We start from the raw sequence: 12,016 nt of genomic DNA on the forward strand, positions 1-12,016 counted from the left end.
AACTGTATACCGGATTATAAATCTCCCACCTTCTCACACGGGTATGGAAGGTTTTTTTTATTTTTAATTATAAGTACTCTAAATGCCCTTACATCTACCAGAAAAGTTAACTGAGGAAAAATATGCTAGAATAGGGAGTGATAATTTAATAGACTAATTAGGAGGAATAATGATGATGTTTGGTTCTATCATTACAATATTCGCAATGTTGATTAATGTGTTGTTATATGGACTGGGCGTGTATGCGCTGATCCTGTTTATTAAGCTAGCCCGACGTGGGATTCAGGCACTGGATATCTACCTGTATGAGAAACGCGGAGAGCATTTCTAACGTTCAGCATCTCATACTCGAACAGAATTATCATTTTTCTCTCAGTGTTTTATCTTTTCTATTCTAGTATGATTAACGCATCAATCCAGTAAAGAGAGGTTAATGATATGGATGCTTTTTTAGAGCAAATTAACGAGTTAAACGAGCTTCAGAAAGACTTGGTTAGTCTACATCCTTTGTTTGCAGAACATTATCCAGTAGTTGTAGCCTATGAAGCTTTATTATATATCTATGATTATTCGTCCAAAACGCAGCAATATGAGTGGGTGAAGACGGTACCGGACGATTTATATATTCCAGATGAGTGCCTTGCGGCAATGCCGGTGCATCATATGAACGGACGAATGTGTGCGATTGTAACGGATGCAGCGTTCAAAGATCTGGAGCAGAAAGTCTATCTATTCCATGAATATGTTCATTGTTATGTATATGAGAAATATGATGAACGGATCGTCAACCGTCTTCAGATTAAGCATAAAATGGACCAACTGAAGCGTGTGACATGGGAACTGGATTATGAGTTTCCCTATGAAAATGAAGTCGTTGTGGAACGGATTAACTCATTGTTGTCTGCTTTGAAGAGTAAAGACCTGATACAAGTACACACAGCCAGAAAGGCGTTGTTCACTTCATTAAATGAAGAACAAGCCGAGTACTGGAGCTGGTTGGAGTGGAACGAGGGTTACGCTCGTTATATTGAGAATCTGATTCGGGCAAAATTTGGGCAGGAAAGCAATCATTTTGGAGATACAGCTCCGTTTAACCGCTTGATGTTCTATGAATGTGGGTCGGAATATATTAGTCTGCTTGTGAAGGAGCACCCGGAGTACCATACGGATCTGGAGCAGCTGTTTGACCGCATGCAAGTGGAGAGAGTTCAGGGATAATCACGCATCTACGGTGAAAAAGGATGGAACCTAGCGAAGTCTCACTATTCCAGTGATCTGTACGTTGCACCAGTAGGTTATATCGTTTCTTTTTACTAAGTATAGTAGAATACTTCCCGATAAAAGGAGATTAACTCTATGCCGTTACCTATGGTTCATCTCAATATTGCTAATCTGATTGCAGACTCGCTGCAAATGCAGACTGATCGAGGTTCATTCTATCTGGGGAATATCGCCCCGGATTCCATACATATGCGTGAAGGTACAACCAGAGATGATAAGGAGTACACCCATTTCAACCCGAAAGATGATGGAGATTACGTTGGTGAATTGAAGGATCTTTACTCATTCTATATGCACCAACTTACCGATGAAGGATGGAAGTGGTTTGTGCGAGGATACTTTATGCATGTGCTAACAGACTATTACTGGTTCCGTAGTGTGCATCCCGAATTCGTCGAACGGGTCAACAAGGTAGACCAACATACAGGCAGTAGCAGATCGAAGGATGAACTAGCGCGTTTATATTACCAGGAGACGGACCAGATCGATTTTAATCTCTATCAAGGTTCAAGTTGGAGCGAAGAGGTATGGCAGGTGCTCAACAGTTCACCGGGTTATGACATGACGGATCGTTTAACTGCTGATGAGATTGTACGCTGGCGGGACCACACGTTTTCTTTTCTTAATGGGGAAGAACCGGGAATTACTCCTGAGTTCATCACGGGTGAGAGAGTTCAGGTATTTGTGGAAGAGACCTTAGAGCGACTGATCGCTTTGTTGTCTTCATGGGACCCGGAGTTACGTAACTTGATATGAATATAAATAGTTAGTGCAGTTGAGTCATTATATACTGTATTTATTACTTCTCTACTCATTACTAGTTTATTTAATACTAAGTCAGGGAGGCGTGCAGTATGGTGAAATATGTAGGAGTGTTGCTCGTATGTGTCATTGCCGCATTCATTGCAGGGTGCAGTAAACCGAATGAATCGAACGCGGAAGAGGGGCTTCCTGTGCTGATCACCTTAACCTGTAATCCAAACCTCACTTTGGAACCATGCCAAGATGTTAAGTTTGATCGATCTGACGAGATACGGATCATGATGGAGGCCATACATAAGGCTGAGCGTATGCCCGGCATTCTCGATTATGGTACACAGTACGACCTGAGCATAACCAATGTGGATGGCTCGATAACACGGTATGATTTTTCATTAGGAATGGATCCCAAGATGCAAGGCGTGTTAGTAAACCATGAAGACACGCACACTGGATATAGCATTCCTCTTGAGGATTCGAATCAAATAAGAAGACTGATTCAGCGACGTACAGATTAAGAAGGTAAATGGAACGGAGAAGAACCTGTGGATGACAAAATTACCATTGAACCTTTGACGCGATCGGATGCAGATGGAGTGTATCAGGTGTTCGAGACAACCATTCCCTCAGCATTTGATAAGGAGGGGATTGGCTCGCTTCTGGATGATATTCAGGATGAAATAGCACAGAAAAAAGCGATGATTCACAAGGCATTGCAAGCAAAGGACAACATAGAACCAAGTGTATTTTTCCTCGTCGCCAAAATGGGAGATGTTATTGTAGGCACAATCTCGTATGGACCGTGTGGTAAGGAGATTCGAGAATGTACAGAGGGTCGGCTAAACGGTATCGGAGAACTGGGTAGCCTGTATGTGTTGCCCGAGGTTCAAGGACAGGGGGTTGGTTCGGCGCTGATTCTCGCCCTGGTTACTGAACTGCAGCGGCTGGGAATTGAGCAATTCTGCCTGGATAGCGGTTACCAGATCGCACAGAAAAAGTGGCAACGCAAATTCGGTGAACCCTATGTGGTGGCGAAGAACTACTGGGGCGAAGGAACTGACCATATGGTATGGCTGTGTGAAGTACAGGATTTTATAGTAAAATGAATGAACAAAAGAGATGACGACCTGTATTGTATAGGGGTCATCTCTTTATTTTTTTGCATCGATCGTGGACGATTATTCGTACAGTGTATCATGTGTGTTTTTATGTACCCGAGGAAAAGGAGTGAACATATGTCAATACAGTGGAATATACCCGAGCAGAGGCTTTCCCCTTATGCGGTAAACTTGTGGAGAATTAGCGCCATCATATGGAATGTAATAGGCTTTCTGATCCTTGCCGTACTGTTAATACTCGACTCCATCTATGGATGGAAGACGTGGATTGGTTGGATCTTGTGGGGCGTTACAGCCATATCTGTGCTCTACGCGGTGTGGGATATTTTGATCCAGCCGACATGGTTATACAAGCATTGGTACTATGATGTGAATGAGGAGTTCCTGCAACTGAAGCGTGGGGCGCTAACCAAGGTACATCAGATCATCCCCATGGCAAAAGTGCAATCGGTTACAACAAATCAGGGACCTTTGATGCGAAAATATGGACTCTATTCCGTATCGGTTGGCACGATGGGTTCATCGCATGAAATCCCGGCATTGCCAGAGGAAGTCGCGCTTGCACTCCGTCATCAGATTGCATCCTATGCGCGGATTAATGAGGTGGATGAATGATCGATCTGAAGCGACATCATCCATTAACCATGCTGTGGAGTCTGTGGAAACTGGTGAAGAATTCGTTCGCCATCGTCCTGTTTTTGTTTGTTTTCCGTCAGGGATCAGAGTCCCCATGGCTTTTCTATGGAAGGATCGCCTTTTATGCGGGGATTTCCATCGGCATTGTGTCGATCATCTGGAAGTGGTTTACTTCTCGTTATACAGCAGACGTTAAGGCTTTTCACATCTACAGTGGTGTGTTTAACCGTACCCGAAGAACGATACCTTATACGAAGGTCCAGAATGTGAATCGTCATACAACGCTGTTTCATCGGTTGTTCAGCGTGACGTCGATTCGATTCGAGACCGGAATTAAGGGAGAAGATGCTACCTTTCAGTTACACGTTGTTTCACTTTCCGAAGCGGAACAGCTGGAGAAAATTGTAGCAGGTCATATGGCTGAAGAAGCAGAAACAGCAGGGGCAGCAGAGGAACATGATACGTTGGATGCAGTTCAGGTTATGGAAGAGAGAGAGGCGCAATCCGAACCTTTTATAACTGTTGAAGCGATGTCTCTACCTGCAAAAGAAAAACAGGAACGGATTGTTCATTATCACTCCACCCGCAAGGACATATTCAAAGCATCCTTTACCTCGCTTAGTTTTCTCGTACTGATTCCGGTCTTGGCTACGCTTTATTCCTGGGTGAAGGACTTCTTCCCTGATGAAGAAGTAACGGAAAGTTTGTTATTAACCTGGCTTGATTCCTGGTGGATTGCCGGTTTGATGATTTTAGTTTTATTGATTATATCTATTGCTCTGGGCATAGTCAGAACCTTCGTAAAATATGGGAATTTCCAGATCACCTCGGATGCCAAGCGGATTTATATCTCGAAGGGCATGATGGAGCAAACGTCATTTTCAATCTTGAAAGAGCGAGTCCAGGCCGTGAAAATTACACAGTCACCGATGAAAAGGCTGCTTGGACTGGCGGAAGTAGAACTGACGACTGCGGGTAGTCTGGGGGAATCCGAGCAGGAGGTGAATTCGCTTTATCCTTTCTTGCCTGTGAAGCAAGCCTATATCCTGATTGAGGAGATCCTGCCATCCTATCGGGTAACGCAGGAGATGGAAAAACTTCCACGAATATCACTATGGCTGCGCCTGCTCAAACCAAGCTGGGGATGGATCATAATCACGGGTTTATTGTGGTACTTCAAACCATTGGTGTTTGGCCAGAAACATGCCTGGTGGATGATTTCCGCGATTCTGCTCGTGTGGATTGGAACATGCAGAGTGATGGACTTTTTCCATACCCGATACATTCTGCATCAGAATTTCATTCAACTTCGAACCGGAGCGCTCACTTCAACACTCTTCATCTCCAAACGTGAGAAAGTCATCGAAGTGCAGATCACCCGTAATGTGTTACAGCGTTGGTTCGGTGTGGCTTCCATTCATACGGTAAACCGCGCCAAACCAGTACTGCATCATCGGGCACATGACATTTCCCTGGATACGGCCAAATCATTTCAATCATGGTACATGGGACGTACCCAAGATGTTCAGACCCGTTAATTGCAGAGCAAGTGCAGGAAGACCACATCAGGTTATTCTGTGCTTGCTCTTTTTAATTGAAAATAGAGGAGGAAGAGCAATTTGCTGAAAGCTGTGTTCTTTGATGTGGACGGTACATTGTTGAGCGAAATAGATCGGAGTTTATCACCGCGTACAGCTGAGTCGATCCGGGGATTGATTCGTAAAGGCGTTCGAGTGGTACTCGTCACAGGCAGGCCCTATAATTTATGCGAAGAATTCAGAAATCTCGGAATCGATACGATCATTTCGGCTAATGGAGCATTGATCAAAGCAGGTAATGAAGTGATACATAAGTCTGTACTTTCAGCACAGATGGTTAGAGCATTCAGTGAGTTTGCCGAGTTGCAGGGGCACAGTATTTCATATTTTACAGAGTCATTTGAGACAAACGGGTTGTGTACAGTAGATGGTCGTGTTACTGAGGCGTTAAGAGATACACTTGGACTCATGGATTCCCCGCAGAAAATTAGCACGTTGGAACAGGACGTATATTGCATCTGTTTATATGCAGATGAAGCGGAGACGGAGAAATTCCAATCCAGATTTCCTTCCTTACGATTCGTGAGATTCCATCCGTATGTAGTGAATGTGCTGGAAGCGAGCGAAGTCAGCAAATCTATAGCCGCAGAGAAAGTTCTCGACTACCTGAAGATATCCAGAGAGGAAACAATGGCCTTTGGCGATGGGGAGAATGACGTGGATCTATTAGTGTATGCGGGAATCGGAATTGCGATGGGAAATGGCGGAGAACGAATTAAACAAAGCGCCGATTATGTCACCCTGCGGGCAAGTGAAGATGGAGTCACCCGTGCATTAAAGCAATTTAAGATTTTATGAGAATGGATCGGCTAAAAAGATGAAGGATATCCAAATTGTGGATTATAATGTAGAATGATATAGCACGTATTAAGCCCTAAAGCATAGGGTGTTGATCGAAGGGTGACTTATGAAAAAGGTTGTTATCGTAATCCTGTCTCTTGTCGTACTTGTAGGTGTATCCTCTTCCGCTTATGCTCATCCAGGCAGACTGGATAAGAATGGTGGACATAATTGTTCAGCCAAATCCAAACAAAAGGGTCTGTGCACGGGTTATCACTATCACAAAAAGAAAAAATGAGAATGAGCTGTACAAGATAAACCCAGCCATCGTTCAATGTATGGTTGGGTTTGCATGTGTACCATTGATTTAAAATGATGGAGGCGGTTACACCATGCGGATACAGGAGATATCGGTATGGAATCGTGAAGAGTTAGTGGCGATGCTGGCCGAAAGCTCCAATGAGGGGTTCAGACATATCAAGCGATTAATCCATGAATATGAGACAGGAATTAATACATTTGAGCAAGAAGATGAAGCGCTTTTTGAATGCAGAATGCACGATAAGGTTGTTGGGATCTGCGGTTTGAACAGAGATCCTTATACTGAAATGACTGATACCGGAAGAATTCGCAGGCTTTATGTGATGAGAGAATTTCGAAGACATGGGGTTGGGCGCAGGCTGATGGATGCGGTTATTCAGAAAGCGGAGAATCATTACGCTCGACTGGTTCTGTACACGGATCAACCGGTTGCTGGATCTTTTTATCGCGACTTGGGATTTAGAGAAGTGACGAGTATGGAGAAGATAACGCATGTACTGGAATTGGGGGAGAAGGAAGATGGATCATATTAAAGCGGTTATTTTTGATTTGGATAATACAATTCTGAACAGAACGATGACCTTTGGCGGCTTCACGCAGCGTTTAATCAAGACCTATTTTGGTCACTTGGAGTCAACCGAAGAGATAAGTAAACGAATTATTGAACTCGACCAGGATGGTTATAAGGACAAACCCCTTCTGTTCAACGAGTTGTTGAATGAACTGCCTTGGGCAGAACATCCGCCACATGCAGAACTGATGGAGTTTTATGGCAGAGAGTATGTGCGAAGTTCAGTTCTGATGGAACAAGCGCGAGAAGTCGTTCAGCATCTGCGGGGGAAATACCAAACCGGGTTAATTACCAATGGGCAGACCGATATTCAGTATGGAAAAATCGATCAACTCGGTATCCGGGAGGATTACGACCATATTATTGTTTCAGAAGAGGCAGGAGTCAAAAAGCCCGATCCACGCATATTTCAGCTTGCGCTCGATCATTTCGGTCTAAGCCCAGAGCAATGCATCTACATTGGCGATCATCCGGTGAACGATATTCAAGGAGCGGCAAGCGTTGGCATGAGTACGATCTGGATGAAGGTTAACCAGCCATGGCAGGACACCATTACGACTGGTCCTTTACATACGATTGAGCATCTAAGTAAGCTGAAGAAATTGCTGTAGAAGGCGGTTATATAAATTGAATATAACATTTACACAAAACGTAGAGGACAGAAATAACCTAAAGAAGCGGAGCTAAAAGCTTTCTGAAAGAAAGCTACTTCGGAAGCATAAACCTCGCCTTTATCCCCGGATTTACCCTTTAGGAAAGGAATCAAAAAAATCTGGGGATAACAGTGATCGGAAGGTTGTTCTGTCATCGGAGTGTCTAGTGTAAATATTCTTTAGTTCAGTTTATATAGACAAGTAGATTCCTATAATTACAGTTTGGAAAGCGAGGTACATATGGAGATTAGACAGATGGCTACAGCATTTTTGAGCAATGGCTCAGACATGCTGATGATGAAGAAGGCGGGTAGCAGATTGTTTGATTTTGAATTCTGGGGTGGCATTGGCGGACATTTGGAACAAGGGGAACTGAACACGCCCATGACCGCCAGCTATCGGGAGATTGAAGAAGAGACCGGATTCAAGCAAGCGGATGTCGAACACTTTCGGCTTCGATATATTCTGTTAGAGGTTAACGGTGGTGAGATTTGGCAGCAGTTTGTATATTTCGGAGAGACGAGTCATCGACGGTTTGTACCCTCGGATGAAGGGGAGTTGTTTTGGATACCGCTGGATGAGGTGCTGGATTTGCATGCGTCTATTCTGGTCAAAGCGACGCTCAGGCACTATTTACAGCATCCGGGAAACGAACAAATCTGGATTGGCAACGTCCAGAACGGAGCAGACCTAAAGGGTACTCCACAGGTAATATGGAACAGAATGCAAGAAACGATATCATTTGAGCCAAAGGGGTTTGTTGATAATGTGGGAATATAGAACTGGAATAAAAAAATTCAGATGGATAAATTACCTTATGCTCATTGTACTGATTGCTATAATTCTTCCGATTAATCATGTAGAGGCAGCAAGCACGATTACAGTGAAAACGAAGGTCCAGTATTACAAAGGACAGCAATACATACATCTTACAGGTGGAAAGAAATCTGTGACGGATATGCTGAACAAGACATTTAAACTCCACGCAGTCAAGGCAGCTAGCCTGGACAAAGAAGACAAGAAATTAAACAAGAATTATTCCTTCACTACCATGGCCAGTGTAAAATACAATGCAAAAGAAAAGATATCTGTGGTGTATGAAGATCATATGTACGCTGGGGGAGCACATGGAATGGATGCGACAAGGTCATATAACTATGACTTAAGAACGGGGAAAGAACTGAAGCTAAGCGAGTATGTCAAAGACGATACTTAGATGAAGAAGGTAGAGAAATCAATCTCAAACAGTCTATTAGCCATGTATAATGCAGGAGTTTCTATTTTTGAAGAAAATATTTATGATTTTCAGCTTGATCAAACATCTGAATTCTTTTTATATGATAAAGGGATTGTCATCCGATTCCACCCTTATGAGGTTGCACCCTACGCTAAAGGATTTGTAGATATCAAAGTCCCGTTCAGTAAATTCAACACATAGATCGTATGCAATAAAAGGCATGAATCAGTTTAAGGAGTCATGTCTTTTTTCTATATGACGGATTGTAATATGAAGTGCGACACCCTACTGAAATAAAAAAATGGCTCACAGCCTGATTCGTGTAGAATGAAAGTTACCACACCAGCATTCACACAAGGAGAATCAGTCCATGAGTTATTCACATCTTAGCATAATCGAACGCAGCAAGCTAGAAATCCTCCACAGACAAGGCAAAAGCTCAAGAGCTATTGCAAAAGAACTGGGGAGACATTCGTCCACGATTTGCCGCGAACTAGATCGTGCTAATTCATCGTATCCCTATCAGGCAGAACACGCTCAGAACGCTTATGAGAAGCGTCGTCAATCCTCTGTTTCTTCAGGTAAATGGTCAAGCACCTTAGCTGCTTCACTGGAGGAAAAACTGAAGGCAACGTGGTCTCCGAAACAGATCAATCAACGCTTCCGTACCGAAGGCTTGCCAGCAGTATCCTTCAAAACGATCTATCGCTGGATCTACGCAGGTCGACTGGTTCAAGGCACGTTACAGGTTCTTCGGCACAAAGGAAAGCGTCAGAAACCCGCAGAAACTCGCGGTAAATTTGCCATTGGCAGATCCATTTCGGATCGTCCCCAAGAGGTTCGTTCTCGTGAAACGTTTGGGAACTGGGAACTGGATACCGTCGTATCTAGTCGTGGGAAAAGTAAAGGATGCATAGCCACGCTCATTGAACGCAAAACCCGTCTATATACCGCCATTCTCATGCCTGATCGCACTGCTCTGTCTATGGAAATTGCGCTTGGTGTAGCCATCTCACAGTATCCCACAGGCACTTTCCTCACAGCCACGGCTGATCGGGGAAAGGAGTTTGCATGCTATGCCAATCTGGAAACAAGCCATGACCTGCACGTTTATTTTGCTGATCCATATTCGTCTTGGCAACGCGGTTCCAATGAGAATGCGAATGGATTGCTTCGAGAGTTTTTCCCGAAAGGCGCCGATCTCGCTCAAGTCGAGGATGAAGATCTTGCCAGTTCACTAGATCTAATAAACCACAGACCACGAAAATGCTTGGGTTGGAGAACCGCTCACGAATCTTTCACAGAGGAACTGTCGCACTTGGTTTGATAATCTGTCGTAAGTATAGTTTAAATTAAATTGTTTATTACATATTTCCAAGCTTTTACTATCGTTATAATAACATATAAGAGAAGTAGTTAATTTACTTCATAAAAATTGCAGGGGGATAACAAATGAATGATTTTTTTAGATTTGATACTGATGAAGAACGGCGGGCGTTATTAATCAGAGCAAGGAAAGTCGCTTTATCTGCAATTCGAAAGTATGACGTAGAATGGGATAACATCCAGTTTATTCAACTATCCGGCGATACGATCACGTATAAAATTGAAACCAGTACAGATAACAATTATTTACTTCGCATTCATTCGGACCGATTAAGCAGAGAGGAAATTCGTTCGGAACTCCTACTGTTACAAGCACTGAACAAATCGAAAGATCTAAAAGTACCAGAAGGGATGGCAAATTGTGATAGTATTTATGTATTGGACATCGAAACAGAGACAGGATATAGGCGCCCTTATATAACGATGATGCGATGGATAGAGGGTGAAAAAGTTGTAGGTGAATTTACAGATAGTCAAGCATATAATATAGGTGTATTGATGAGCAGGCTCCATGAAGCAGCAAAGGATTTCAATCCACCTTCTGATTTTGTAAGACCTACTTGGGGAGTAGAAAGTTTTAAACGTGAAATGGCTAAGTTGGAACGTTACTATGAGCGTTTTTTATCCGAAGAGGGATGGAAGCTGTATCAAGATGCAGCTGAGAAGGTTGTATCCCAACTTACCACGATGCATCCAAGTGAACATAACTATGGGCTCATTCATGCTGATTTACATACCGGTAATATGGTTTTTGAGGATAATCAACCCTATCCGATTGATTTTGGAAGATGTGGGTACGGATATTATCTCTACGATATGGCAGGCACCATATTGGAGCTTTGGCCAAAGCATCGATGGATGCTTATCCAAGGTTATGAGAGTATTAGGAAGTTGGAAACCGACTATATTCGGGATCTGGAATGTTTTTTTGTCATGTTCATGATCGAGAACTGCTGCCATCACGCCTCTGATCCAAGAGAAACAACCAGTTTAATCGATGAACAAAAGTATGCCCAAGCATACATAAGAGAATATTTAAATGGTAATCCATTTTTATTCGAAGTGATCAAGCCTGTAAATGTGGATTAATACTAACCGATACCGGGCTAAAATAATGATATCTTATGGTGATGATTTACAATAGGTCGCTTTTTAGAGTGTTTGTTCATAACATGCTATGCCAATCTGGAAACAAGCCATGACCTGCACGTTTATTTTGCTGATCCATATTCGTCTTGGCAACGCGGTTCCAATGAGAATGCGAATGGATTGCTTCGAGAGTTTTTCCCGAAAGGCACCGATCTCGCTCAAGTCGAGGATGAAGATCTTGCCAGTTCACTAGATCTAATAAACCACAGACCACGAAAATGCTTGGGTTGGAGAACCGCTCACGAATCTTTCACAGAGGAACTGTCGCACTTGGTTTGACAATCTGTCATATACAATCGAAATATTTTAAATAATTCCAATAAATGAGGCTCTATGTGTCTACATACCGTGTAACAGCTCAACCCATTCCAAGATGTAGGTTTTGTTATGAAGTGTATTGGAAACATGTTTCAGGCCGACTGTAGTAGCGTGCACATGCTGCTACGGTCGGCCTGAACGGGGCGAACCAGTTTAACTTAACAGAGGGCAGAGGCGGTTATTATGGGTTGTTGGAAGAAGCTGATTTC

The 12,016-nt window shown here is 43.2% G+C and carries 16 protein-coding genes and 1 pseudogene; all 17 read left to right on the forward strand.

The features are described from left to right. Window positions 1-169: 169 nt before the first annotated feature. Window positions 170-331 carry a hypothetical protein gene (locus NST33_RS08035; RefSeq protein WP_221823555.1) on the forward strand — a complete coding sequence of 54 codons (162 nt, stop codon included), beginning with the start codon at window positions 170-172 and terminating at the stop codon, window positions 329-331. A 107-nt stretch (window positions 332-438) separates the two neighbouring features. Further along, window positions 439-1,218: a hypothetical protein gene (locus NST33_RS08040; RefSeq protein WP_221822732.1), complete on the forward strand. Its 780-nt coding sequence runs from the start codon at window positions 439-441 to the stop codon at window positions 1,216-1,218. Between the two features lie 138 nt (window positions 1,219-1,356). After that, window positions 1,357-2,037 (forward strand): zinc dependent phospholipase C family protein, encoded by a 681-nt coding sequence (locus NST33_RS08045; protein WP_339307502.1) that lies wholly within the window; start codon window positions 1,357-1,359, stop codon window positions 2,035-2,037. A gap of 98 nt (window positions 2,038-2,135) precedes the next feature. Beyond that, window positions 2,136-2,558 carry a hypothetical protein gene (locus tag NST33_RS08050; protein WP_221822737.1) on the forward strand — a complete coding sequence of 141 codons (423 nt, stop codon included), beginning with the start codon at window positions 2,136-2,138 and terminating at the stop codon, window positions 2,556-2,558. 27 nt (window positions 2,559-2,585) lie between these two features. Beyond that, the gene (locus NST33_RS08055; RefSeq protein WP_221822739.1) at window positions 2,586-3,146 is read left to right on the forward strand and encodes a GNAT family N-acetyltransferase; all 561 of its coding nucleotides are present in this window, start codon (window positions 2,586-2,588) and stop codon (window positions 3,144-3,146) included. 129 nt (window positions 3,147-3,275) lie between these two features. Continuing rightward, complete coding sequence (locus NST33_RS08060) at window positions 3,276-3,773, forward strand: PH domain-containing protein (RefSeq protein ID WP_221822741.1); 498 nt, start codon at window positions 3,276-3,278, stop codon at window positions 3,771-3,773. Further along, window positions 3,770-5,332, forward strand: a complete 1,563-nt coding sequence (locus tag NST33_RS08065; protein WP_339307506.1) for a PH domain-containing protein — start codon at window positions 3,770-3,772, stop codon at window positions 5,330-5,332. The genes NST33_RS08060 and NST33_RS08065 overlap by 4 nt, the downstream gene beginning before the upstream one ends. Window positions 5,333-5,413: 81 nt before the next feature. Beyond that, a complete protein-coding gene (locus NST33_RS08070; RefSeq protein WP_339307508.1) occupies window positions 5,414-6,190 on the forward strand; it encodes a Cof-type HAD-IIB family hydrolase in 777 nt (258 codons plus the stop codon). Window positions 6,191-6,299: 109 nt separating this feature from the next. After that, window positions 6,300-6,470 (forward strand): YHYH domain-containing protein, encoded by a 171-nt coding sequence (locus tag NST33_RS08075; protein WP_094030640.1) that lies wholly within the window; start codon window positions 6,300-6,302, stop codon window positions 6,468-6,470. Between the two features lie 94 nt (window positions 6,471-6,564). Next, complete coding sequence (locus NST33_RS08080; RefSeq protein WP_339307510.1) at window positions 6,565-7,026, forward strand: GNAT family N-acetyltransferase; 462 nt, start codon at window positions 6,565-6,567, stop codon at window positions 7,024-7,026. After that, complete coding sequence (locus NST33_RS08085) at window positions 7,013-7,675, forward strand: HAD family hydrolase (protein WP_339307512.1); 663 nt, start codon at window positions 7,013-7,015, stop codon at window positions 7,673-7,675. The genes NST33_RS08080 and NST33_RS08085 overlap by 14 nt, the downstream gene beginning before the upstream one ends. A 297-nt stretch (window positions 7,676-7,972) precedes the next feature. Next, complete coding sequence (locus tag NST33_RS08090) at window positions 7,973-8,497, forward strand: NUDIX hydrolase (protein ID WP_339183314.1); 525 nt, start codon at window positions 7,973-7,975, stop codon at window positions 8,495-8,497. 37 nt (window positions 8,498-8,534) lie between these two features. Further along, window positions 8,535-8,933, forward strand: coding sequence for a DUF4163 domain-containing protein (locus tag NST33_RS08095; protein WP_339307514.1), 399 nt, complete (start codon window positions 8,535-8,537; stop codon window positions 8,931-8,933). After that, window positions 8,934-9,155 (forward strand): RsiV family protein, encoded by a 222-nt coding sequence (locus NST33_RS08100; RefSeq protein WP_339307516.1) that lies wholly within the window; start codon window positions 8,934-8,936, stop codon window positions 9,153-9,155. A 169-nt stretch (window positions 9,156-9,324) separates the two neighbouring features. Beyond that, window positions 9,325-10,281 (forward strand): IS30 family transposase, encoded by a 957-nt coding sequence (locus NST33_RS08105; RefSeq protein ID WP_339307518.1) that lies wholly within the window; start codon window positions 9,325-9,327, stop codon window positions 10,279-10,281. A 125-nt stretch (window positions 10,282-10,406) separates the two neighbouring features. Beyond that, window positions 10,407-11,429: a phosphotransferase gene (locus tag NST33_RS08110; RefSeq protein WP_339307520.1), complete on the forward strand. Its 1,023-nt coding sequence runs from the start codon at window positions 10,407-10,409 to the stop codon at window positions 11,427-11,429. A gap of 84 nt (window positions 11,430-11,513) precedes the next feature. Beyond that, a pseudogene (locus NST33_RS08115) lies at window positions 11,514-11,768 on the forward strand (IS30 family transposase); the annotation flags it as partial. Window positions 11,769-12,016: the final 248 nt, after the last annotated feature.

This window comes from Paenibacillus sp. FSL L8-0435 (genome assembly GCF_037965655.1).
Classification (GTDB): domain Bacteria; phylum Bacillota; class Bacilli; order Paenibacillales; family Paenibacillaceae; genus Paenibacillus.

Coding starts and splice junctions, on each gene's coding strand:
- NST33_RS08035 (WP_221823555.1), top strand. CDS start 170: ATGATGATGTTTGGTTCTATCATTACAATATTCGCAATGTTGATTAAT.
- NST33_RS08040 (WP_221822732.1), top strand. CDS start 439: ATGGATGCTTTTTTAGAGCAAATTAACGAGTTAAACGAGCTTCAGAAA.
- NST33_RS08045 (WP_339307502.1), top strand. CDS start 1,357: ATGCCGTTACCTATGGTTCATCTCAATATTGCTAATCTGATTGCAGAC.
- NST33_RS08050 (WP_221822737.1), top strand. CDS start 2,136: ATGGTGAAATATGTAGGAGTGTTGCTCGTATGTGTCATTGCCGCATTC.
- NST33_RS08060 (WP_221822741.1), top strand. CDS start 3,276: ATGTCAATACAGTGGAATATACCCGAGCAGAGGCTTTCCCCTTATGCG.
- NST33_RS08065 (WP_339307506.1), top strand. CDS start 3,770: ATGATCGATCTGAAGCGACATCATCCATTAACCATGCTGTGGAGTCTG.
- NST33_RS08075 (WP_094030640.1), top strand. CDS start 6,300: ATGAAAAAGGTTGTTATCGTAATCCTGTCTCTTGTCGTACTTGTAGGT.
- NST33_RS08080 (WP_339307510.1), top strand. CDS start 6,565: ATGCGGATACAGGAGATATCGGTATGGAATCGTGAAGAGTTAGTGGCG.
- NST33_RS08085 (WP_339307512.1), top strand. CDS start 7,013: ATGGATCATATTAAAGCGGTTATTTTTGATTTGGATAATACAATTCTG.
- NST33_RS08090 (WP_339183314.1), top strand. CDS start 7,973: ATGGCTACAGCATTTTTGAGCAATGGCTCAGACATGCTGATGATGAAG.
- NST33_RS08095 (WP_339307514.1), top strand. CDS start 8,535: ATGCTCATTGTACTGATTGCTATAATTCTTCCGATTAATCATGTAGAG.
- NST33_RS08100 (WP_339307516.1), top strand. CDS start 8,934: ATGAAGAAGGTAGAGAAATCAATCTCAAACAGTCTATTAGCCATGTAT.
- NST33_RS08105 (WP_339307518.1), top strand. CDS start 9,325: ATGAGTTATTCACATCTTAGCATAATCGAACGCAGCAAGCTAGAAATC.
- NST33_RS08110 (WP_339307520.1), top strand. CDS start 10,407: ATGAATGATTTTTTTAGATTTGATACTGATGAAGAACGGCGGGCGTTA.